Genomic DNA, 21,472 nt, shown 5'->3' on the forward strand with positions numbered 1-21,472 from the left:
TCGTAGGCCGGTGGATCACTCTCGAAGCACCGGCAGCCGCGGCGCTGACGAACCGTCCGCCGAGCCCGCCGGGCCCCTGCGCCCTGTGACCTCTCCCCTCCCCTGCCCTCCTGCGCCGCCGTGCCGCGACAAGCGCCTGCCCGCATCCGATCCAGCCACCCCAGCGGCCCGGTCCACCCGATCCGCTCCGGCCACCCTGTGCACCCCATCCGCCCACGACGAAGTGGAGCTCGGACCATGCGCCTCACCCACCACACCGCCGCCGCCATCGGCCTGGCGCTGCTGGCCGCCCTGCCGTTCGGTGCCTCGGCCGCCCGCGCCGCGCCGCCCCCCGCGGTCGCGGTCACCCTCGCCCCCAGCGCCCCCGCCGCACCGACCGACGACGGCGGCTGCGCCGTGCTCGCCCCGGGCGGCTCGGCCACCGCCGAGAGCGCGGTCCGGGCCGCCTGTCGCCAGCTCGGCCTCTGGTACACCTGGGGCGGCGGCCACGACCCCGACCCCGGCCCGACCTACGGCCATGCCGACGGGGTGGACCCGGCCAGCGACCACGACAACGAGCGCTTCGGCTTCGACTGCTCCGGGCTCGTCCGCTACGCCTACGCCCAGGCCACCGGGCAGGACCTGCTGAACGGCGACGCCGCCCAGCAGTTCTACACCGTACACGCGGCCGAACGGTTCACCGCGGACCAGGGCCTCGGTCCGCTGCTCCCCGGTGACCTGCTGTCCTACGGCACCTCCGACGACCTCCACCACATCGCCCTCTACCTCGGCGCCGGGAAGATGGTCGAGGCCCGCCAGTCCGGCACCCACGTGATGGTGAGCGACGTACGGCTCGGCGGGGACTACTTCGGCGCGGTCCGGGTCGACGGCGGCCCGGTGGTCGGGGCCACCTTCCGGACCTGGGGAACCGGCGTGTGGACGCACGCCCAGCCGGCCACCGACAGCCCGCGGGTCTACGCCTTCCCCGGCCCCACCACCGTCCGCGTCTCCTGCCAGAAGCACGCCCAGAGCGTCACCGCCGAGGGCATCACCAACGACGCCTGGTCGTACCTGCCGGACTACCACGCCTGGCTCACCAACATCTACCTCCAGGGCCCGGCCTGGCTGGACTCCGTGCCGACCTGCGGCTGACCGGCCCCCGCCCGTCCCCTCCGTTCCGCCCTCTCCACGCCGTTCCATCCGTTCATCCGTTCCACCCATCACCGAGGAGTGACACATGTTCAGGTTCCGCACCACCGCCGTCGCCACGGCCGCGCTCGCGCTGGGCGCCGGTCTGCTGATCGCCGTGCCCGCCGGCCCGGCCGCCGCCGCGGCCGCCGACTGCGCCGGTGGCGCCAACGGCTTCGTCGACGTCTCCGACAACGCCTCCGGCAGCGTCCAGCGCTCGGTCAGCCACCAGGGCGACACCATCTCCCTGCAGTCCGCGGGCGGCCGCGGCTTCGCCAAGATCGAGGGCCTCACCAGGTCGGGCGAGAGCGTCTGGATGGACTGGACGCGGGACGGCGGCCACACCTGGCTGCAGTGCGGCCCCTTCGCGGTCGACCACGGCGACAACTCGTCCAAGACCTCCCCCAGCAAGGCCACCAGCTCCGACCCCAACTACCGCTTCCGCGCCTGCGGCCTGACCCTCGACCAGGTGATCACCTGCACCGACTGGTGGTAGTCCGACCGGTCCCCCGGTCCGCCTCCGCCCCCGGGCGGAGGCGGACCGGCCCGGGACGGCCGATCGATCTCAGCGGTCCTGCGGCACCAGGGACCTCAGGAGCTCGTAGCCGGACTGGACGAAGGCGCCGTCCGCGACCGGGGCGGCGTTGGTCAACACGGCCCCGCCGACCGCGCTGGACCCGGCCGACGTCGTGGACGCCGCCGTGAGGTGGGCCTGCAAGACGTCATCGTCGGGGTCCGACGATGCCCTGCGATCCACGCTATGGGCACCATTGGGCCCCGCATCCGGGCTTCGACCTTCTGTACCGGGCGATCCCGCGTACACGGTGAGTGACGGCCGGCCGACATTCTGACATTGCGTCACATCGCTGATCAGCCAGGGGATTACGCAGCGGTGGCACCCTCGAGGGCCAGCAGGTACCGCTTGCGCTCCAGCCCGGCGGCGTACCCGGTGAGCGAGCCGTCGGCGCCGACCACCCGGTGACAGGGCCGCAGGATCAGCAGCGGGTTGGCAACGGTCGCGGTGCCGACCGCGCGCACCGCCGCGCGGGTCGCGCCGATCCGCTCGGCGAGCCGGCCGTAGCTGGTCGTGCTGCCGTAGGGGATGCCGTCGATGGCCTGCCAGACCCGCTCCTGGAACGCGGTTCCCCTGGTGCGCAGCTCGAGGGAGAAGTCGCCGCGCTGCCCGGCGAAGTACCCGCGCAGCTGCTCCGCGACTTCGGCGAAGGCGGCCGGCGCCGCCGACCAGTCGTCCTGGATCCGGACCGCGCCCTTCTGCCCGGCCATCGAGAGCGACCGGAGTGCGAGGCCGCCGGGGGCCGTCGCGGACTCCTCGCCGACCAGTAGCAGTTCGCCGAGCGGGCTGTCGATCGTGGTGTGCACGGTCCTGGTCATCGGTGGTTCCCTCTTTCGCACTGCGGTGGCCCCGGGCGGCACGACCCGCCGCGGGCCGGCGTCCCCTCCACTCTCGCCGCCGGCGCCCGCTACGACCGGCGGGTTTCGGACACCGCGTTGACCCGCTCCCCCGGCGCCCGGCCCACCACCGGGCCGGGGTCGCGCAGCATCCGGACGTTCGGCAGCCGGCCGCGCCAGAGGGTGCGCTCGCCGGTGGGGCGAAAGCCGTGGTCGGCGTAGAAGCGGATCGCGCGTTCGTTGTAGGAGGTGACCCAGAGGTGGACCGGCCGCGAGCCCGCCCAGCCGAGGAACTCGCTCATCAGTCGCCGGCCGACCCCCTGCCCCTGGGCGGCCTCCAGCAGGTACATCGGCCCCAGACTCACCCCGCTGGCCTCCGCCCCCGCTCCCTCCTGCGGTGCGCGACGGCCGCAGAGGAAGCCGGCGATCTCGGACTCCGCCCGGACCACTCGGCAGAAGTGCAGATCGGGCCGGTCCAGCGCGTCCACCAGGAAGGCGCGCCAGCCGGCGATCCCGGCAGGCTCGACGAGGTCCCCGCGCTGCTCGGTGAGCCACTCCTCGGTGATCCCGGCCGCCGCGTTCGGGTAGGTCCGTAACCAGGCGGCCAGGTGGACCGCGCCGATCTCGGGCGCGTCATCGGGACTCGGCAGGGCGATGGCGAGGGACATCCGGCCATCCTGGCCCGATGTCGCGCCGACCGCCAGCGATCTTCATCATTTGTTCACACCACGATCGCCAGGTACCGTCGAGAAGTCATTCATATTCGAACAACCGACCCTCGGGCAGGAGCCCTGACATGGCGAAGCAGCACCGGAACCACCCGTCGCAGCACGCCGACCGCCGGGCCCGGGCGGCGGCCGCGCGGATGGCCGAGCAGCGCGCGCAGCGCCGCCGCAGGCTGCTGCTCCGCTCGGCGGCCGTCGGTCTGGGGCTGGCGCTGCTCGGCGGCGGGATAGCGGTGGCGGTCGTCGAGGGCGGTGGCGGCTCCGGCTCGTCGGGCTCCAGCGCCGCCGGCTCGGCCGCGGCCGCGATCCCCACCACCCCGCGGACCACCGCCGACGGCCGCGCCGGCACCCCGCCCTGGCCGGCGGCGGCCTGCGCCTCGGCGGCGGTGGCCGCGGCCGGACTGCCGATGCTCGACTCCGAGGGCACCGTCGAACACATCCACGCCCACCTGGACGTCTTCGCCGACGGCCAGGCGGTGAGCGTCCCGGCGCTGATCGGCATCGACGAGAGCGCCCAGCGGATCAGCCCCCTGCACACCCACGACACCTCGGGGATCATCCACATCGAGTCCCCGGTCAAGGCCGACTTCACGCTGGGCCAGTTCCTCACCGAGTGGCAGCTCTCGGTCGGCGCCGACCACCTCGGCGGGCTGCGCACGGATGCCACCCACACGCTGACGGCGTACGTCAACGGCAAGCCGGTCGCCGGCGACCCGGCCGCGCTCGTGCTCGGCGCACACGACGAGATCACCCTGGTCTACGGCACCCCGGGCGAGAACGCCCAGGTCACCGTCCCGACGGGGTACAGCTGGCCGAGCGGCCTCTGAGAACGGCCCGGCCCCGGGACGGGCACTCCAGGGGGCCGCGAGCGGAAGCCGAGGCATTGTCAGGGGCGGCCCCTAGGGTGACGTTCGTGCCCACCGCCCTGACTTTCGGCCCCACCCCGGCGGCCGCCCCCGCCCCCGCGCTGCCCGCCGAGCTGATCGCGCTGCAGCGTGCCGTCCTCACCGCCGACCGCGCGGTGGGCGACCACGCCGTCGCCGTGCGCAACCGGCGGCTGACCGCGTTCCCCGGCCCCGAGCAGGCGGTCCAGCGCTGCACCTGGGAGCCGGGCGAGCAGCTGGAGTTCGACCGGCGCTGGGAGGCGTACGTGCGGGCCGGCGCCGCGGTGCGCGACCACCCGGTCCTGGTCCGGGCCCGGGTGCTGGGCGTCGAGGCGGCCGTCCTGCGCGCGATCCGCGAGGCGGCCACCGGTCCGGCCTGACCGGCGCGCCGGCCCGGGTTCAGTCCCGGACCGAAGGCGCCGCGGCCGGGGAAGGCGTTGCCGCCGGGGAGGACGCCGCGGCCGGCCTGGTGCCGCGGCCCAGGGTCCGGGTCACGGTGATCTCGATGACGACGCGCTCGGGATTGGGCCGCGGAGCCCGGTAGCGCCGGGTGTAGCGCGCCTCGGCATCCGCCACCGCGGCCGGCTCGGTGCGCAGCACGGCCGTACCCTCCAGGGTGGCCCAGCGCGCGCCGTCCACCTGGCAGAGCGCCACCCGCGCACCGCCCTCGCCGGCGGCCGCGACGTTGCGCGCCTTGCGGCTGCCGCCGCTGGTGATCACCCGCGCGATGCCGGTGACGGGGTCGTACGTCGCGCCGACCGGCACCACGTGCGGGGTGCCGTCGGGGCGCGGGGTGGTGAGGGTGCACAGGTGCCGTTCGGCCCAGAAGGCGAGGAACTCCGGGCTCAGGACGGGCACGACGGTGGCGTGGGGGTCGGCAGTGGTGCTCATCGGTTCAGCCTACGGCGCGGGCCGCACTCCCCGACCGCCGGCCCGGCGCCCACCTGACCCCGCCTCGCCCCACCGAACGGCACCGAACGGCACCGAACGGCACACGGTCGGACCCCTGTACCGCGGACCCCACCGAGCTGATAATGGGCATGCCAGCGAAGCAGCGCCAAGGAGGGGACCGCGGAATGGATCTGACGGAACGTCGACTGAGCAGGCGCACCTTCGGACGCTCGGCGCTGGCCCTGGGCGCGGCCGGCGCGCTGGACGCGCTGGGCGGCGGGCCGGCCCTGGCCGCGACCGCCGCCGCCCGACCGGCCGCGGTACCGGGCGGCTCGGACTGGCTGGCCGCGCTGCCCGACGCCGCGTCGCTCGCCCGGCTGACCATCCCCGGCACGCACGACACCTGCTCGCTCTACGGCGGCCCGATCACCCAGACCCAGACCCTCTCGGTCCCCGACCAGCTGGCGGCCGGCATCCGGTTCTTCGACATCCGCTGCCGCGCCATCAACGGGGCCTTCGCGATCCACCACAGCGCGTTCTTCCAGAACATCTTCTTCGGCGACGTGCTGAACTTCTGCCAGGCCTTCCTGGCCCAGCATCCGGGCGAGACGGTCCTGATGCGGGTCAAGCAGGAGTACTCGACGGTCTCCGACAGTGACTTCGCCGCGATCTTCGCCGACTACCAGTCCCGCTGGCCGGGGCTCTTCTGGGCGCAGGGCCGGATCCCGGCGCTGGGTGAGGTGCGCGGGCGGGTGGTGGTCCTGGCGGACAGCTCAGGACTGCCCGGGATCGGGTGGGGCGGGCCGCTCACCGACATCGAGGACGACTACGACATCGGCACCATCTTCGAGATCGGCTCGCGCAAGTGGCCCGAGGTCTCCGCGCACCTGGACGCGGCGCGCGCCGCCACCGATCCGCAGCGGCTCTTCCTCACCTTCACCTCCTCCTCCGGCTGGGGCCTGTGGCCGCAGCAGGCGGCGGGGGCGATGGCACCGCGGCTGAGCGGTTACCTGGCGGGGCTGAACCACGCGGCGCGCCCGGTGCTGGGCACGGTGCCGATGGACTTCGTCACGGCCGGCTCACCGGCGGCGCTCTACGCGCTGAACTTCGGCGGCTGACCGGGCCGGCCGGACGCGGAACCACCCGGGACCCGGGCCGGCGGGAGAGCGGCCCGGGTCGTCAGTCCGTGCTGACCACCGTGAAGTGCGAGACCTCGGGCGGGTGGTCCAGGAAGCCCAGCTCGTCCTGCGACCAGACCGGCCGCAACGCCCAGAGCGGACCGGCGTACGCGCGCAGCGCCTCCTCGTCGCGCCAGCGGGTCACCAGCAGGACGCGGTGGGTGTTGTCCGGCAGCGAGCGCAGCAGCTCGCCGCCGAGGTAGCCGTCCAGGCCGGTCAGCTTCGGGAGCACGTCGGCCCGCAGCAGGGCGCAGAACTCGGCCACCGCCTTGGGGGCGACCCGCGCCTCCCAGATCCGGACGATCATCGCTGCCTCCTGCCGGCCGTGCGGCCGCTGCCCCCGCGCCGCCGCCGCACGGCCCCGGCCACAGGGGATTCCCGGTCGGATTCCCCTTCCAGTATCCGACCGGGCAGCGACACGCGGGCGGGCGGCGGCACGGTGCCGGGCGGCCCGGGCGGCGATACGCTGGCGATCTGTTGCGCGCCGCGGCGCCGGTCCGACCGGACCGGTCCGGGTGCGGTCGGACCACACGACGGCTGGGTGATCCTGCGTGGCGGTCTTCCTGTTGGCCATCGGCGGGGCCTGCTGCCTGGGCCTGGGGTTCGTCCTGCAGCAGCACGCGGCCCAGCGCGCCCCGCGCGCCGACCTGCTGCGCTGGCGGCTGCTGCTGGACCTGGTGCGGATGCCCGAGTGGCTGGTCGGTATCGGGGCCATGGTGGTGGGGCTCGTCCTCAGCGCGCTGGCGCTGGGCCTGGGCGAGGTCTCCCTGGTGGAGCCGCTGCTCGCCACCAACCTGGTCTTCGCGATGGCGCTCGCCAGTGTGCTGACCCGCCAGTCACTGGGCCGCTCCGGCTGGGGCGGCGTGCTGCTGCTGGGCGTGGGGGTGACCACCTTCATCCTCGCCGGTGATCCCCGCAGCGGTGGCAGCCCGGCCGGAGCGCTGCGGCACTGGCTGGTCTTCGGCGTGGTGGCGGGGCTGGCCCTGCTGCTGGTCTCACTGGCCCGCCGGCTGCCGCTCTTCGAGGAGGCCACCCTGCTGGCCGTGGCGGCCGGTCTGCTCTACGGCCTCCAGGACGCGCTGACCCGGGCCACCGCCAGCCACGTGGACAGCGGCGGGCTGGTCTCGGCACTGCACCACTGGGAGCCGTACGTGGTCGTCGGGCTCGGCGCCTTCGGCCTGCTGCTGGTGCAGAGCGCCTTCGAGGCCGCGCCGCTGCGGATGTCGCTGCCCGCGCTGACCGCCGCGCAGCCGCTGGCCGGGATCGTCTGCGCGGTGGGCTTCCTGGGCGACCGGCTGCGGGTCACGCCCGGCGCGCTGGCCTGGGAGGCGGCGGGGCTGGCCGCGATGGTGGCAGGGGTGGTGATCATCGGCCGCCACCCCGCGATGCCCACCGGCACGGCCGGCACGGGAGCCACCGGAGGTGCGGGCGGGGGGAACGGTGGCGGCGACGAGGGTGGGGCGGGAGAGCGGAACGGCGATTCGGGAAGTCACCCGGTGTCAGGATGAGGCGACGAGACGTGACAGGTTGTCGGGTTCACCCGCCATCGGGCTGGGGAGTCTGCAAGGACACCGCGCACTGCCGTCCGCCGCCTCACCCCTCGCCCCGCGTCCCGCACCTTCCCGCCGCGCACCCTCCCGCCGCGCGCCGCGCGGCCCGCACCTCGCGGCCCACAGCTCGCAGCTCGCAGCCCGTACGTTCCACGGCCGCGCTGTCACCCGATCGCCCGCGTGACGCGCCGCCCGCACCGGTCGTTGGTCCCGTCAGCCCTCACTGATCCAGGAGCGGTTCCCTTGACGCCATCGCAGCCCCAGCCCCAGTCCCAGCCCTCGAACGGCTCGCCGTCCCGGATCGTGCGGGCCGCCCTGGTCCAGACCCGGTGGACCGGCGACCAGGAGTCGATGATCGCCCTGCACGAGCGGTACGCCCGCGAGGCGGCCGCGCAGGGCGCGCGGATCATCGGCTTCCAGGAGGTCTTCAACGCGCCGTACTTCTGCCAGGTGCAGGAGCCGGAGCACTACCGGTGGGCCGAGCCGGTCCCGGACGGGCCCACCATCACCCGGATGCGCGCGCTGGCCGCCGAACTCGGCCTGGTGATCGTGGTGCCGGTGTACGAGGTGGAGCAGCCGGGCGTGTACTACAACACCGCCGCGGTGATCGACGCCGACGGCAGCTACCTGGGCAAGTACCGCAAGCACCACATCCCGCAGGTCAAGGGGTTCTGGGAGAAGTACTACTTCAAGCCCGGCAACCTGGGCTGGCCGGTCTTCGAGACCGCGGTGGGCCGCGTCGGCGTCTACATCTGCTACGACCGGCACTTCCCCGAGGGCTGGCGCGCGCTGGGCCTGGCGGGCGCGCAGCTGGTCTACAACCCCTCCGCCACCAGCCGGGGCCTGTCCGGCTACCTCTGGCAGCTCGAGCAGCCGGCCGCCGCGGTGGCCAACGAGTACTTCGTGGCGGCGATCAACCGGGTGGGCACCGAGGAGTACGGCGACAACGACTTCTACGGGACCTCCTACTTCGTGGACCCGCGCGGCCAGTTCGTCGGCGAGCCGGCCTCCGACAAGGAGGAGGAACTGGTCGTCCGGGACCTGGACTTCGGGGTGATCGAGGAGGTCCGCCAGCAGTGGGCGTTCTACCGCGACCGCCGCCCGGAGGCCTACGGGCCGCTGACCGGGGCCTGAGGCCCACACCCCCGGCGCCCAGCCGCCTCGCGCCCACGCCCCTGGCGCCGAGCCCCGTTTCGCCGAGCCCCCTTTCGCCGAGCCCCGTGGAGGGACCGATGACCGTCACGCAGCACCAGTCCGCCGCCCTGTACGAGCGCCATCGCGCCGTGCTGCCGTCCTGGCTGGCCACCTACTACCGGGAGCCGATCGAGCTGACCCACGGTGAGGGCCGGCACGTCTGGGACGCCGAGGGCAACCGCTACCTCGACTTCTTCGGCGGCATCCTGACCACCATGACCGCGCACGCGCTGCCCGAGGTGACCAAGGCGGTGGCCGAGCAGGCCGGCCGGATCCTGCACACCTCGACCCTCTACCTCTCCCGCCAGATGATCGAACTGGCCGAGCAGGTGGCGCAGTTGTCGGGCATCCCGGACGCCAAGGTGTTCTTCACCACCTCCGGCACCGAGGCCAACGACACCGCCCTGCTGCTGGCCACCGGCTACCGCCGCTCCAACCAGGTGCTGGCACTGCGCAACAGCTACCACGGCCGGTCCTTCTCCACGGTGGGGATCACCGGCAACACGGCCTGGTCCCCCACCAGCCTCTCCCCGCTGCAGACCCTCTACGTGCACGGCGGGGTGCGCGACGCCGGACCCTACGCGCACCTGTCGGACGGCGAGTTCATCACCGCCTGCGTCGCGGACCTGGAGGACATGCTCGGCCAGGCGCAGGGCACGGTGGCCGCGCTGATCGCCGAACCGATCCAGGGGGTCGGCGGGTTCACCCAGGGGCCGGACGGGCTGCTGGCCGCCTTCAAGCGGGTGCTGGACCGGCACGGGATCCTGTGGATCAGCGACGAGGTGCAGACCGGCTGGGGCCGCACCGGCGACCACTTCTGGGGCTGGCAGGCGCACGGGCAGGCCGGCCCGCCCGACCTGCTCACCTTCGCCAAGGGCATCGCCAACGGGATGTCGATGGGCGGGGTGGTGGCCCGCGCCGAGGTGATGGACAGCCTGGGCGCCAACTCCATCTCCACCTTCGGCGGCAGCCCGATCACCACCGCCGCCGCGCTGGCCAACCTGCGCTACCTGCTCGAGAACGACCTCCAGGGCAACGCCCTGCGCACCGGCGCGGTGCTGCGCGAGCGGCTGGCCGAGGCCTGCGTCGACCTGCCGGTGGTGCACCAGCTGCGCGGGCGCGGGCTCATGCTGGGGCTGGCCCTGAGCGACGCCGAGGCCGCCTCCGCGACCCTCGAACACGCCCGGGAACTGGGCCTGTTGGTCGGCAAGGGTGGCCGGTCGGGCAACACCCTGCGGATCGCGCCACCGCTCTCGCTGACCGAGGCCGAGGCCCGGGAGGGCGCCGACCTGCTGATCGAGGCGCTGCGCCGGGCCGGCGCCCAGCGCGAGGCGGAACGGGCCCGGGCGGACCAGCAGGCACCACAGGCGCCGGCCGACCGGCAGGGGGCGCGGGCATGAGCCGGATCCTTATCCGCGGCGGACTGGTGATCACCGCCGCCGAGGAGATGCTCGCCGACGTACTGATCGAGGACCAGCAGATCGTCGCCCTGGCGGCCAGCGACAGTGCGGCGGCGGCCGGTTGGCAGGCCGAGAGCGTGATCGACGCGACCGGCCGTTACGTGCTGCCGGGCGGGGTGGACGCGCACACCCACATGGAGCTGCCGTTCGGCGGCACGTTCGCCTCGGACACCTTCGAGACCGGCACCCGGGCCGCGGCCTGGGGCGGCACCACCACGATCATCGACTTCGCCGTGCAGCCGGTCGGCGGCTCGCTGCGCGAGGGCCTGGACGCCTGGCACGCCAAGGCCCAGGGCAACTGCGCGGTCGACTACGGCTTCCACACCATCGTCTCGGACGTCAACGAGGCCGTGCTCAAGGAGATGGACCTGCTGGTCGGCACCGGCGAGTCCACCTCCTTCAAGCTCTTCATGGCCTATCCCGGCGTCTTCTACAGCGACGACGGGCGCATCCTGCGCGCGATGCAGCGCGGCGCGGCCAACGGCGGGCTGATCATGATGCACGCGGAGAACGGCATCGCCATCGACGTTCTGGTGGAGCAGGCGCTGGCAGCCGGGCACACCGACCCGCGCTACCACGGCGAGGTGCGCCGCGAGTTGCTGGAGGCCGAGGCCACCCACCGGGCGATCAAGCTGGCCCAGGTCGCGGGTTCGCCCCTCTACGTGGTGCACGTCTCGGCCGCCTCCGCACTGGCCGAGCTGGCCACCGCCCGCGACCAGGGCCTGCCGGTCTTCGGCGAGACCTGTCCGCAGTACCTCTTCCTCTCCACCGACGACCTCGCCGCGCCGGGCTTCGAAGGCGCCAAGTACGTCTGCTCGACGCCGCTGCGGCCGCGTGAGCACCAGGCGGAGCTCTGGAAGGGCCTGCGCACCAACGACCTCCAGGTGGTCTCCACCGACCACTGCCCGTTCTGCTTCACCGGCCAGAAGGACCTCGGCCGCGGCGACTTCTCCAAGATCCCCAACGGCCTGCCCGGGGTGGAGAACCGGATGGACCTGCTGCACCAGGCCGTGGTCGAGGGACGGATCTCGCGGCGGCGCTGGATCGAGATCGCCTGCGCCACCCCGGCCCGGATGTTCGGACTCTACCCGCGCAAGGGCACCATCGCGCCGGGCGCCGACGCCGACGTCGTGATCTACGACCCGGCGGCCCGGCAGACCGTCTCGGCCGCCACCCACCACATGAACGTGGACTACTCCGCCTACGAGGGACGGGAGTTGACCGGGCGGGTGGAGACCGTGCTGTCCCGCGGCAGCGTGCTGCTGGACGACGGGCGCTGGCTGGGCCACGCCGGGCACGGCGTCTTCCTGCCGCGGGCCACCTGCCAGTACCTCTGAGCCCGGACACCTCTCACACCTCCCACCCCCTGACACACCTCCCCACCCCTGTGACCCCACCGACCCCTGTGACGAAGGTAGTTGCGTATGGACATCGGACTCGTGCTCCAGACCGACCCGCCCGCCCGGCTGCTGGTCGAGCGCATGCAGCGCGCCGAGGCCGCCGGCTTCAGCCACGGCTGGACCTTCGACTCCTGCGTGCTGTGGCAGGAGCCGTTCGTGATCTACAGCCAGATCCTCTCCTCGACCAGCACCCTGACCGTCGGCCCGATGGTGACCAACCCCTCCACCCGGACCTGGGAGGTGACCGCCTCGCTCTTCGCCACGCTCAACGACATGTTCGGCAACCGGACGGTCTGCGGGATCGGTCGCGGCGACTCGGCGATGCGGGTGGCCGGGCGCCACCCGGCGACCCTGGCCCGGCTGAGCGAGGCGATGCACGTCATCAAGGAGCTGGCCGAGGGCCGCACGGTGGAGCTGGACGGCACCGAGGTGCACCTGCCCTGGGTGCGCGAGAGCCGGCTGCCGATCTGGATGGGCGCCTACGGACCGAAGGCGCTGGCCCTGACGGGTCGTCAGGCGGACGGTTTCATCCTGCAGCTGGCCGACCCGTACCTCACCGAGTACATGATCCGGGCGGTGCGCCGGGCGGCCGCCGAGGCCGGGCGCGACCCGGCCTCGGTCACCATCTGCGTCGCCGCGCCGGCCTACGTCACCGCGGACGACTCGCCCGCCGCGCTGGCCCACGCGCGCGAGCAGTGCCGCTGGTTCGGGGGCATGGTCGGCAACCACGTCGCCGACCTGGTCACCCACTACGGCGAGCACTCGGACCTGGTGCCCGACGCGCTGACCGAGTACATCAAGGGTCGTCAGGGCTACGACTACTCGCACCACGGCCGGGCCGGGAACCCGGACACCGGGTTCGTGCCGGACGAGATCGTCGACCGGTTCTGCCTGATCGGCAGCGCGCAGGCCCAGATCGAGAAGCTGGAGGCGCTGCGGGCGCTGGGCGTGGACCAGTTCGCCGTCTACGCCATGCACGACGCCGTGGAGTCCACCATCGACGCCTACGGCTCCACGGTCATCCCGCACCTCCGGGGCTCCGCCCACCCCAGCTGACACGCCCACCGGGATGGCGCCCACCCAGGGCGCCATCCCCGCCGCCACCGGGGCGACTGCGGCGGCGACAGTGGTGGCCTCACGGCCGCCCGGCGACCGTGATTATCATGCGCTCTGTGAATCTTCAGAAGCTGGTGGACGAACAGGCAGGTCTTCGCGAGGTCCCGGCCGTGGCGGCGGGTTCGTCGACCGCGGGCGTGCGCACGACGGCGACCCGTGGGACGGTGGCGGTGACCGCGGAGTCGGGCTTCCGCATCGCGTCGCTGACGAAGGTCCTCACCTCCACCGCGCTGGTGCGCGCGCTGCGGGACCGGGGCATCCCGCTGGACACGCCCGTGCTGGACCTGCTCCCCGCCCTCGCGCCGGACTGGCGGGCCGAGGAGCGCCTGACCGTCGAGCAGATCCTGGGGCAGGTCTCCGGCCTGCGCGCCTCGGTGGACGCGGCGGCCGCGCAGGCTCTGGGCGAGGGGGACGAAGCGCTCCTGGAGGCCGCCCGGCTGGTGGTCCGCGCCGGGAACGAGCGGGCGCCCGGCGAGCGGTGGTCCTACTACAACGGCAACTACTTCCTGGCGGGCTCGGTCCTGGCGGCCCTGGGCGGCACGACCTACGAGAACACGCTGCGCGCGAGCCTCCTCGACCCCTGGGGCCTCACCCGGACGGGTTTCGACACCCCCGTGTCGTCCGTCACCGGGTGGAGCGGCACGGCCGAACTCCCGCTGCCCGCCTACCCCCGCAGCCGCCGGCCCAGCGGGGGCCTGTGGTCGTCGGTGTCGGACCTCCTGACCGTCGGCGAGGGCCTGCTCGCCGACCGGGCCCTCCTGGAGGAGATCCGTCGCCCGCGCACCCGGCCCGACGACCCGATGACCTACGGGCTCGGCTGGGCCCTGGGGCGGTCGGGACAGATGTACCTCAACGGACGCCTGCCGGGCTACCGGGCCGCCCTGCTCCTGCTCCCCGACCAGGACCACGTGAGTGTGGTCCTCGCCGGCCAGGACACCGCCCTCCCCGCCGTGGCACGGCTGCTCAGCGCCGTGCAACACCCCCTGACCGGGGACGACATCGCCGAGGCCGTGGACGACTTCGCCGCCTGAGACCCCGCAGGTCGACTGCCTCCCGGGCCGCCCGGATCACTGCCGAACAGCCGCTCAGAGAGTGGCCGGCAGGTAGTACGGACGGTTGTGGGCGGCCACCGGGGGCGACTGGAAGGTCCACGCGCCGACGGGCGGTGCGGTGCCGAGCAGGGTGGCCAACTCCCGGCCGACGCCGCTGCCGCCGGCGGCCAGCCGAACCCGGGCCGCCTCCCTGGGGCTCAACTCGTGGTATCGGTACGGCTGGTAGACGTTCATCGGGCCGGCCAGCAGGCGGTCCTGCGGGTCGGTGCCGTAGCCGGTGACCGGGGCGTTGTTGACCGGCTCGAAGGGCAGCCCGGTGAGGTCGGCGTCCAGCGAGAACAGCAGCCCGTCCTGGCGGTCCAGCCCCTGCCCGGCCTGCGTGAGCCGGGCGGGCCGGCAGGCGACCGACCACCGCTGGTCGGTGGAGGGCCCGTTGAGCGAGGGCATGGTGGCCTCGAACCAGCCCGGGTACTTGGGTTCCGCGTACAACCTGGTCCCGGCGTCGATGGCGAGCGGGTTGTCGCAGACCACGTGGATCCGGGCGATCCCCAGCAGCCTGGTCTGGTCGTGCCCGCGGGCGTACCCGGCGTAGTCGACGCGCGGCAGCAGGGGTGCGCAGACCGTGGGGTAGGCGATGATGCTGACCTCCACCTCCTGCGTGACGCCCGCGCCACCCGGGTACTGGGCGAAGTACAGCTGGAAGTTGACCGAGACGCAGGCCCGTCCCCCGAAGTCGGCCGCGCTCAGCTGCGGGTGGCGCTCGGCCAGCAGTTCGCGCGCCGGGGCCGGATCGACCAGGTAGTCGACACCGAGCTGGTGCAGGGCGCCGTAGTGGAACGGCAGGTGGTAGGGCTCGGCCACCGGCGGCAGCGGCAGTTGCGACGGAAGCGGCAACGAAAGCGGCAGCGGCAGCGCGGTGGTGGTCCGGAGGTCGGCCATCGGTCATGTCCCCAGGGTCAGGTGTCGTGGAGTGAGGTCACGGTGCATCTGGTCGGCGCTGCGAAGGGCGAGCGCCGCCATGGTCAGTGAGGGGTTGGAGGTCCCCAGTGAGGGCATGCTTCCGCAGCCCACCGCGTAGAGGTTGGGGTGGTCCCAGCAGCGCTGCCACGGGTCGACCACCGAGTCGGCGGCCGAAGTGCCCATCAGGTGGGTGCCCCCGCTGTGCCCCGCGCCCCGGTAGGCGTACCAGCGGCCGCGGTACTCGAAGCAGCCGGGCCGCCCGGGATCCGGATCGTGGCGGGTGTGGTCCTCGGCGCCCAGTCGGGCGAAGAGCTGGTCCGAGACCGCGCGGGCCGCCGCCATCCCGCGCTTGACGTGCTCGGAGAGGTCGTAGTGCAGGACCGGGCGCGGATGGCCGAGGCGGTCCACGTCCCGGTGGTCGATGGTGACCCGGTTGGCGGGGTCGGCCTCCTGCTCCATCTCGAACTGCAGGGCGAACTCGCGCCCGACCCGGTCGCCGACCGTGCGGCGCAGCGCCGGACCGAACAGGCCGCGCCCCTGCCGCCCGCCCTGGCGCAGGAGTTCGGCGACGCGGACGTCCGGCGTGCCGGTCGCCCAGGTCCAGCCCCAGTTGCCGATCTCGATCCGGAACGGCGCCCGGCGGGCCCGGGCCGCGCCGAACCGGAAGCCCTCCAGTCCCGCGGTGGAGCCCGGTCCACGGTAGGGACCGATCTGACGTGGCATCAGACCCCAGGTGAGCAGTACCGGGTGGTCCATCAGATGGCGGCCCACCTGGTCGGTGCGGTTCGCCAGGCCGGAGGCGAGCAGCAGCCGGGCGTTCTCGATGGCGTGCGCGGCCAGCACCACCAGCCCGGCCGGCCCGGTGGACGCCGTGCGGACCGGCCCGACGGGCGCGCCCGTGGCGTCGTCGTAGCGGCGGTACCGCACGCCGGTGGCCCGCCCGTTGGCGTCCGTCAGCACCCGGGACACCACCGCGCGGGCCACCAGGGTGACCGAGTCCGACCAGCGCTGCTGGGTCCGCAGCGGGGTGTACTTGGCCTGCGCGGGGCAGATCGGCACGCAGCTCGCATGACCGGCGCAGCGCGGCCGGTGCTGCGCCGCGGCGACGGACGTGGGATCGGTGGAGCCGCCGCGGTACGACGGGTTGGGCAGGCCGTTGCGGGCGTGCGGGGTGCCGGTCACCCGCAGCCGCACGTCCCGGCCGGCCTCGGGGTCGTGCACCGACGCGCCGTCCAACGCCTGGGCCAGCACCTGGTCCAGGTGGCTGCGGGCGATCTGGTGGTTCGGGAAGACGTAGCCGGCGGGCAGCGGGAGGCCGACGGCCGCCCGCTGCTCCTCGGCGGCCGCGGCCACCCCCAGCTCCTCCTCCGCCTGCCGGTAGTAGGGCTCCAACTCGTGGTAGCCGAAAGGCCAGTTGCGGCCCGGGCCGAAGTCCCCGGCCCGGAAGTCCTCCGGGTGCATGCGCAGGGCCAGGCCCGTCCAGGCCAGCCCCGTCCCACCGTTGGCGCGCAGGTAGCCGCTGCCGTACGGCAGCGGGCCCCTCTGGCGCAGGTGGCCGGTGGCGCGGTAGCCGCCGCCCGGCGTGCCGACCAGGTCGGTGACGTCGGGTGACGGCGCGGCCGGGCTGGTCGGGTAGGGCGAGTTGGGCACCTTGGCGGCAGCGGCGTGGTAGGCCCGCAGGTGATCCTGGTGCCCGTGGTCCGGCGCCGGGGAGCGCCGGCCGGCCTCCAGGACCAGCACCCGGTGACCGTGTGCCCCCAGCCGTGCGGCCACCAGTGACCCGGCGAAGCCCGCGCCGGCCACGATCACGTCCCAGGGCCCGTCGGGTGCCTCGGGCGGGAACGCGGTCACCGCTGCGCCGCCGTGCTCGCCACCGCGGACAGGCCGGCACCGGCGCCGGACAGCGGCGGAGTGGACCAACTGCCGTAGCCGGGGCCGACCGTACCGGGTGCGTGCCCGCCGAATGTGGTCCAGAGCAACCCCGCCGCGTACGTCTCGGGGCTCACCACCACCGCCCCGCCCTCGGCGGTGGGCCAGGCGCCCGTGTACCAGAGGTAGGCGATCGCGACCGCGGCCTCCGCCGTCCGCGGATCCCGGGGCGGCAGCGCCTCCTCGATGTCCCGCCCCTCCTCCAACAGCGCGGTCAGTAGCGCCAGTTCCGGCTCACCGAGCCGCGCCAGCACCGTCGCGTGGTACACCTCGACCATGCCGGTGGCGTGCAGTTCGCCCTCGTCGAAGCCCGTCAGCGCAGCCGACAGCACGACGAATTCCTTGCTCCCCACCCCGAATCGCCCTTCTCGCGGTTGCCGTGCTCATGCCTTCGAGCACCCCGCGCAGACTGCCCCGCACCCCACGAGCCATTCCGGATCCCGGCGGCCACCACCCGAACGAGTGAACGCGCGGAGCTCAGCCCGGGGTGCGCACACCGCGGAACCCGTTGAGGTCGGCCGGGACGCAGCCGGGGCAACCGGCGTTGATCAGGATGTTCGTGCCCGTGCGGCGAAATCCCGTTGCGGAGGCCGCCCCGGTGGATGCGAGGATCCGCGCATGACGTACACCATCAAGACCGTGCGGCACCAGGACTGGCCCAAGGCCAAGGAGATACGGCTGGCCGCCCTCCGGGACCCCGTGGCGCACCTGGCCTTCCTGGAGACGCTGGAGGCGGCCGTCGCCAGGCCCGACGACTTCTGGCTGGCCCGCGCCGAGGCCTCCGCCGAGGGGCGGTCCATGCGGCAGTTCGTGGCGGAGCGGGCCGACGGCGCGTGGCTGGGCACGGTCAGCGCCCGCGTCGAACTGCCGGGCGACGAAACGGCTTTCGGGCAGCTGCCGGAGGTGGCGCAGACGCACGTCGTCGGCGTCTTCGTACATCCCGCGGCACGGGGCGCCGGCCTGGCCGAGCGGTTGCTCGAGGCGGCCCTGGAGTGGTCCTGGTCGCTGGCCGAACCCACCGTCGAACGGGTCCGCCTCCATGTCCACGAGGACAACGCCCGGGCCGAGGCCCTCTACCGCAAGGTCGGCTTCGCACGCACCGGCGCCACGGTCCTCGTCCCCGGTGACGCACCGTTCCGCGAGATCGAGCTCGCCGTCCCGAGGGGCTGAGCACCGGGCGCTCCGCTACCGAGCCGTCACGGCCCGTCTGGACGTCGGGGCGGAGGCGAGCAACGGCGGAGAGCTGCAGGGGCCCCGCCTCGCTCCGATGGTGCACCCCACCCTGTCCGCCGGGCGCCGGCACGCGGGCCTGGTCCTGTGGCCGGGCATCCGGGCAGGCGATCAGGTGATGCGCACTCTCCTCCTCCTGCCGACGAGCACCGAGATCACCCAGTGACAGACGGTCACCTCCCGCCGATCAAGCCACCCACCGGCACGAGCCTCCCATCCGGATCCCCTACGAGCCCCATGGCCTGCGAATCAACGTGAAGACTGCTCATCTGAGCGACAGGTTCATGACGACGTACTTCGCCATTTCGCCAAGATCTTGCCCAAATCCCCCCTAGGCTCATGTGCGAGGCGGTTCTCCGCTATCTCATGTACTCCCTCCCCGATGTGGGCGGTTGCCCCATGTGAACGATGAGAGCAGGGGATGACAGACACACGTGAACACGTAGCAGGCAGCGCGCGCGGGCCCGGTCGGCGACGGCCGGGCAGGCCCGGTCTGCGCGCGACGGGCGGCGTCGCAGCGCTCGTCCTCTGGCTCGGCAGTTGCTCGTTGGTATTGGCGCCGTCGGCGTACCCGCAGGCCGGGGACGGCACGGTGACGGTCAGGGTGATCCGGGCCGTCGACACCAGCGGCACCTGGACGCCCGGGCTGGAACCGGGCATCGGCGGTGTCACGGTGACCCTCACCGACGACGCCGGCACCAGCATCACCGGTGCCACGGCGGCCGACGGCACGCTCACCCTGAACCCGGCGCAGAGCAAGGCCACCGGCGGCAAGTACCGCGTGCAGGTGGTGAATCCGCAGCCGGGCGTACTGTTCCCGGCCTTCGCCTCACCGCAAGGCCTGGACGGCGGACCGACCAAGCTGAGCAGCAACGAGGAGTTCGTCGACCTCTCCGGCAACAAGAGCGTGTCCTTCACCACCGGCCTGTGGAGCCCCGGCGACTACTGCCAGAAGAACGCGCCGCTGGTGACGACCTGTCAGCCTGCCTCGCGCGAGGGAGGATCCCAGCGCACGCTGGTCTCCTTCCCGTACGACACGCGCGGGCAGGACGGCGCCGGCGGTGTCAACGTCACCGACATCGCCACCAACGCCGACACCGGGGCGCTGTACGGCATCGCCTGGAACAAGGCCGACAAGCGGGTCTTCTCCTCGGCGGTGGCCAAGCGCACCACGGACTACGGCCCGGGTGGACCCGGCGGCATCTACGTGACCGACATCGCGGCGAAGAAGACCTCCCTCTTCACCGTGGTCCCGGACGCGGGCACGACGGTGCACGGTCCAGGCACCGATGACGCCTTCCTGGCCGTGCCCGGCGAGGAGAGCCTGGGCGGCATCAAGATCACCGAGGACGGGTCCTCCCTGTTCGTCGTCAACCTCCACGATCGCAAGCTCTACGAGTACGACGCCACCGCGGCGACCGCCACGGCGCCCGAGGCCGCCTTCAGCATCCCGGACCCGGGCTGCCCGGGGGCCGGGGACTGGCGGCCGTTCGGCCTGGGCCTGCAGGACCGCGCCGGATACGTCGGCGGTGTCTGCTCCGGCGAGTCCACAGGCAAGACCTCCGACCTGCGCGTGGTGGTCATGCCGTTCGACCCCGCCACCGGGGCCTTCGGCAAGCCGGTACTGGACCAACCGCTGGACTACCCCCGGCAGTCCACGGTCGGTTCGGGCGCGTGCGACGGCGGCACGGGGTGGTGGCCCTGGACCAACACCTGGCCGACCTCGCAGAGCGGCCAGGCCTGCACGAGTTACCTCGCCCAGCCGGAACCGGAGTTGGGCGAGATCGGCTTCGAGACCGACGGCTCGATGCTGCTGGCCTTCCGCGACCGGTTCGGCGACCGCGCGCCGGCCGGTCCCACGCCGGGAACCCCCGGCCTGGTGCTGTCGGGCGGCGACCTGAACAAGGCCTGCCTGGCGGGCGGGACGTACGTGATGGACACCAACAGCGGCTGCGGGCTCTCCCCCCGGGGTACCCGGTTCTTCGACAACAGCCGGTTGGGGGCCCACCACAATGCCGCGTTCGCGGGGATGGCGCTCTCCAAGGTGGAGGACACCATCGCGGTCTCCAGCTTCGACCCCAACAGCACGGCCTTCGGGACCGGCACCGCCTTCGTCGGGCGCGACGGTGAGCAGCACCCGCCGGACGGGCTGCGACTCAACCCCGCGGGTGTCAACTCGGCGTTCGGCAAGGGCGCCTCGATGGGCGACCTGGAGGTGCTCTGCGACCAGGCGCCCCTGCAGATCGGCAACCGCGTCTGGTACGACCCGCAGCGCACCGGCATCCAGGACCCGGGCCGGCGGCCGGCGGCCGGGGTGACGGTCCACCTGTACGACGGATCGGGCACGTTGGTCGGCACGACGAAGACGACGGCGCGGGGCGAGTACTACTTCGACGACTCCGACGTCACCGGCGGACTCAAGCCGAAGAGCGGCTACACCATCAAGCTCGACGATCCGGCCGACTACGCCAAGGACGGTCCGCTCTACGAGTGGGTGCCGACCGACGCGAACGTCGGGACCAACCACTTCATCGACTCCAAGGGGACCGTGCCGCCCGGTACGGCGTTCCCCGTGAAGGCGCTGACCACCGGCGGGCCGGGCGAGAACAACCACACCTACGACTTCGGCTTCCGGCAGCAGGAGGGCGTGCTGCGCGTGGTCAAGCACGACCAGGACGGCAAGGCGCTGGCCGGAGCCGCGTTCCAACTGTGGGAGGAGAGCAACGGCACCGACGGCCTGCAGAGCGACGGGTCGAAGCCGGACACCAAGGTGGGCGCCGTCTGCACCACCGGGGCCGACGGCATCTGCCAGGGCAGTGGCACGGTGGGGACGTACTACTGGCAGGAGGTCAGCCCGCCCGCAGGCTACACCGCGCCGGACTCGACCGTCTTCGGGCCACTGGTCCTGACGGCCGACAACCTCACCACCGGGGTCTCGGTGACGGCGGTCAACCAGAAGATCGTCACCCCGACGCCGACCCCCACACCGACGCCGGACCCGTCGCCCACACCCACGCCGACGCCGGAACAGTCCCCGACACCCACGCCGACGCCGACGCCGGACCAGTCCCCGACGCCGACGCCCGCCGCGACCACGCCGGTGCCGGTCGTGCCGGGCCCGGGCTCCCCGCCCGGCTCGAGCCTGGCCTTCACCGGCATGAACGAGCTGGTTCCGTTCGCCCTGGTCGGTGGCGCCGCGTTCACCGCGGTCGGCGCCGCGACGCTCGTGCTGACGCGCAGGCGCAAGGCCTCGGCACAGCGCGGCTAGGTCCCGCGAGGGGCGATCGGCACCGTCTTTCCCGGGGCCGGATCGGGCGGGGGGGGTG

General features: G+C 73.4%; 22 protein-coding genes. 14 read left to right on the forward strand and 8 right to left on the reverse strand.

Going from position 1 to position 21,472, the window contains the following annotated elements; translation table 11 throughout:
- The first annotated feature begins 237 nt into the window (after nt 1-237).
- Together ABD323_RS20435 and ABD323_RS20440 are read left to right on the forward strand one after the other, a co-directional pair.
- Nucleotides 238-1,131 carry a C40 family peptidase gene (locus ABD323_RS20435; protein WP_344443209.1) on the forward strand — a complete coding sequence of 298 codons (894 nt, stop codon included), beginning with the start codon at nt 238-240 and terminating at the stop codon, nt 1,129-1,131.
- Nucleotides 1,132-1,216: 85 nt separating this feature from the next.
- Nucleotides 1,217-1,663, forward strand: a complete 447-nt coding sequence (locus ABD323_RS20440) for a hypothetical protein (RefSeq protein ID WP_344443210.1) — start codon at nt 1,217-1,219, stop codon at nt 1,661-1,663.
- Between the two features lie 69 nt (nt 1,664-1,732).
- Here the strand turns inward: ABD323_RS20440 and ABD323_RS20445 are convergent, their stop codons facing one another.
- The 3 genes from ABD323_RS20445 to ABD323_RS20455 form a co-directional block, all read right to left on the reverse strand.
- Nucleotides 1,733-1,885, reverse strand: coding sequence for a hypothetical protein (locus tag ABD323_RS20445; RefSeq protein WP_344443211.1), 153 nt, complete (start codon nt 1,883-1,885; stop codon nt 1,733-1,735).
- A gap of 164 nt (nt 1,886-2,049) precedes the next feature.
- The gene (locus ABD323_RS20450) at nt 2,050-2,559 is read right to left on the reverse strand and encodes a methylated-DNA--[protein]-cysteine S-methyltransferase (protein ID WP_344443213.1); all 510 of its coding nucleotides are present in this window, start codon (nt 2,557-2,559) and stop codon (nt 2,050-2,052) included.
- Nucleotides 2,560-2,648: 89 nt separating this feature from the next.
- Nucleotides 2,649-3,245 carry a GNAT family N-acetyltransferase gene (locus ABD323_RS20455; protein WP_344443215.1) on the reverse strand — a complete coding sequence of 199 codons (597 nt, stop codon included), beginning with the start codon at nt 3,243-3,245 and terminating at the stop codon, nt 2,649-2,651.
- 128 nt (nt 3,246-3,373) lie between these two features.
- Between ABD323_RS20455 and ABD323_RS20460 the strand changes: the two genes are divergently transcribed.
- Nucleotides 3,374-4,129 carry a hypothetical protein gene (locus tag ABD323_RS20460; protein WP_344443217.1) on the forward strand — a complete coding sequence of 252 codons (756 nt, stop codon included), beginning with the start codon at nt 3,374-3,376 and terminating at the stop codon, nt 4,127-4,129.
- A gap of 86 nt (nt 4,130-4,215) precedes the next feature.
- A complete protein-coding gene (locus ABD323_RS20465; RefSeq protein ID WP_344443219.1) occupies nt 4,216-4,566 on the forward strand; it encodes a hypothetical protein in 351 nt (116 codons plus the stop codon).
- Nucleotides 4,567-4,585: 19 nt separating this feature from the next.
- Here the strand turns inward: ABD323_RS20465 and ABD323_RS20470 are convergent, their stop codons facing one another.
- Entirely contained in the window at nt 4,586-5,077 is a 492-nt protein-coding gene (locus tag ABD323_RS20470) for a pyridoxamine 5'-phosphate oxidase family protein (RefSeq protein WP_344443220.1), read from the reverse strand.
- A gap of 185 nt (nt 5,078-5,262) precedes the next feature.
- Here ABD323_RS20470 and ABD323_RS20475 point away from each other — a divergent pair, with 185 nt between their 5' ends.
- A complete protein-coding gene (locus ABD323_RS20475) occupies nt 5,263-6,195 on the forward strand; it encodes a phosphatidylinositol-specific phospholipase C (RefSeq protein WP_344443222.1) in 933 nt (310 codons plus the stop codon).
- 61 nt (nt 6,196-6,256) lie between these two features.
- On the opposite strand, the gene ABD323_RS20480 is transcribed toward ABD323_RS20475, so the two are convergent.
- Nucleotides 6,257-6,562, reverse strand: coding sequence for an antibiotic biosynthesis monooxygenase family protein (locus tag ABD323_RS20480; protein WP_344443223.1), 306 nt, complete (start codon nt 6,560-6,562; stop codon nt 6,257-6,259).
- A 244-nt stretch (nt 6,563-6,806) separates the two neighbouring features.
- Here ABD323_RS20480 and ABD323_RS20485 point away from each other — a divergent pair, with 244 nt between their 5' ends.
- From ABD323_RS20485 to ABD323_RS20510, 6 genes are all read left to right on the forward strand, one after another.
- Nucleotides 6,807-7,763: a DMT family transporter gene (locus ABD323_RS20485; protein WP_344443225.1), complete on the forward strand. Its 957-nt coding sequence runs from the start codon at nt 6,807-6,809 to the stop codon at nt 7,761-7,763.
- A gap of 285 nt (nt 7,764-8,048) precedes the next feature.
- Nucleotides 8,049-8,939 carry a nitrilase-related carbon-nitrogen hydrolase gene (locus ABD323_RS20490; protein WP_344443226.1) on the forward strand — a complete coding sequence of 297 codons (891 nt, stop codon included), beginning with the start codon at nt 8,049-8,051 and terminating at the stop codon, nt 8,937-8,939.
- 98 nt (nt 8,940-9,037) lie between these two features.
- Nucleotides 9,038-10,399 carry an aspartate aminotransferase family protein gene (locus ABD323_RS20495; RefSeq protein WP_344443228.1) on the forward strand — a complete coding sequence of 454 codons (1,362 nt, stop codon included), beginning with the start codon at nt 9,038-9,040 and terminating at the stop codon, nt 10,397-10,399.
- On the forward strand, nt 10,396-11,796 hold the full coding sequence (gene hydA / locus ABD323_RS20500) for a dihydropyrimidinase (protein ID WP_344443229.1): 1,401 nt from the start codon (nt 10,396-10,398) through the stop codon (nt 11,794-11,796). Before ABD323_RS20495 ends, hydA begins: the two co-directional genes overlap by 4 nt.
- An 87-nt stretch (nt 11,797-11,883) precedes the next feature.
- On the forward strand, nt 11,884-12,915 hold the full coding sequence (locus ABD323_RS20505; protein ID WP_344443230.1) for a TIGR03842 family LLM class F420-dependent oxidoreductase: 1,032 nt from the start codon (nt 11,884-11,886) through the stop codon (nt 12,913-12,915).
- A 116-nt stretch (nt 12,916-13,031) separates the two neighbouring features.
- Nucleotides 13,032-14,006: a serine hydrolase domain-containing protein gene (locus tag ABD323_RS20510; protein ID WP_344443231.1), complete on the forward strand. Its 975-nt coding sequence runs from the start codon at nt 13,032-13,034 to the stop codon at nt 14,004-14,006.
- 54 nt (nt 14,007-14,060) lie between these two features.
- Here the strand turns inward: ABD323_RS20510 and ABD323_RS20515 are convergent, their stop codons facing one another.
- Genes ABD323_RS20515 through ABD323_RS20525 form a run of 3 tightly spaced genes read right to left on the reverse strand, consistent with a single transcriptional unit; the run spans nt 14,061 to nt 17,248 of the window.
- A complete protein-coding gene (locus ABD323_RS20515) occupies nt 14,061-14,966 on the reverse strand; it encodes a hypothetical protein (protein ID WP_344443232.1) in 906 nt (301 codons plus the stop codon).
- A gap of 3 nt (nt 14,967-14,969) precedes the next feature.
- On the reverse strand, nt 14,970-16,838 hold the full coding sequence (locus ABD323_RS20520) for a GMC family oxidoreductase (RefSeq protein WP_344443234.1): 1,869 nt from the start codon (nt 16,836-16,838) through the stop codon (nt 14,970-14,972).
- Nucleotides 16,835-17,248 (reverse strand): hypothetical protein, encoded by a 414-nt coding sequence (locus tag ABD323_RS20525; RefSeq protein ID WP_344443235.1) that lies wholly within the window; start codon nt 17,246-17,248, stop codon nt 16,835-16,837. The genes ABD323_RS20520 and ABD323_RS20525 overlap by 4 nt, the downstream gene beginning before the upstream one ends.
- A 286-nt stretch (nt 17,249-17,534) precedes the next feature.
- Here ABD323_RS20525 and ABD323_RS20535 point away from each other — a divergent pair, with 286 nt between their 5' ends.
- The 3 genes from ABD323_RS20535 to ABD323_RS20545 all read left to right on the forward strand — a co-directional run bounded on the left by ABD323_RS20535 (nt 17,535) and on the right by ABD323_RS20545 (nt 21,414).
- Nucleotides 17,535-18,086 (forward strand): GNAT family N-acetyltransferase, encoded by a 552-nt coding sequence (locus ABD323_RS20535; protein ID WP_344443236.1) that lies wholly within the window; start codon nt 17,535-17,537, stop codon nt 18,084-18,086.
- Between the two features lie 97 nt (nt 18,087-18,183).
- Nucleotides 18,184-18,312, forward strand: a complete 129-nt coding sequence (locus ABD323_RS20540) for a hypothetical protein (protein ID WP_344443237.1) — start codon at nt 18,184-18,186, stop codon at nt 18,310-18,312.
- Between the two features lie 426 nt (nt 18,313-18,738).
- Nucleotides 18,739-21,414, forward strand: a complete 2,676-nt coding sequence (locus tag ABD323_RS20545) for an SdrD B-like domain-containing protein (RefSeq protein ID WP_344443238.1) — start codon at nt 18,739-18,741, stop codon at nt 21,412-21,414.
- Nucleotides 21,415-21,472: the final 58 nt, after the last annotated feature.

The organism is Kitasatospora nipponensis, assembly GCF_039528135.1.
GTDB lineage: Bacteria > Actinomycetota > Actinomycetes > Streptomycetales > Streptomycetaceae > Kitasatospora > Kitasatospora nipponensis.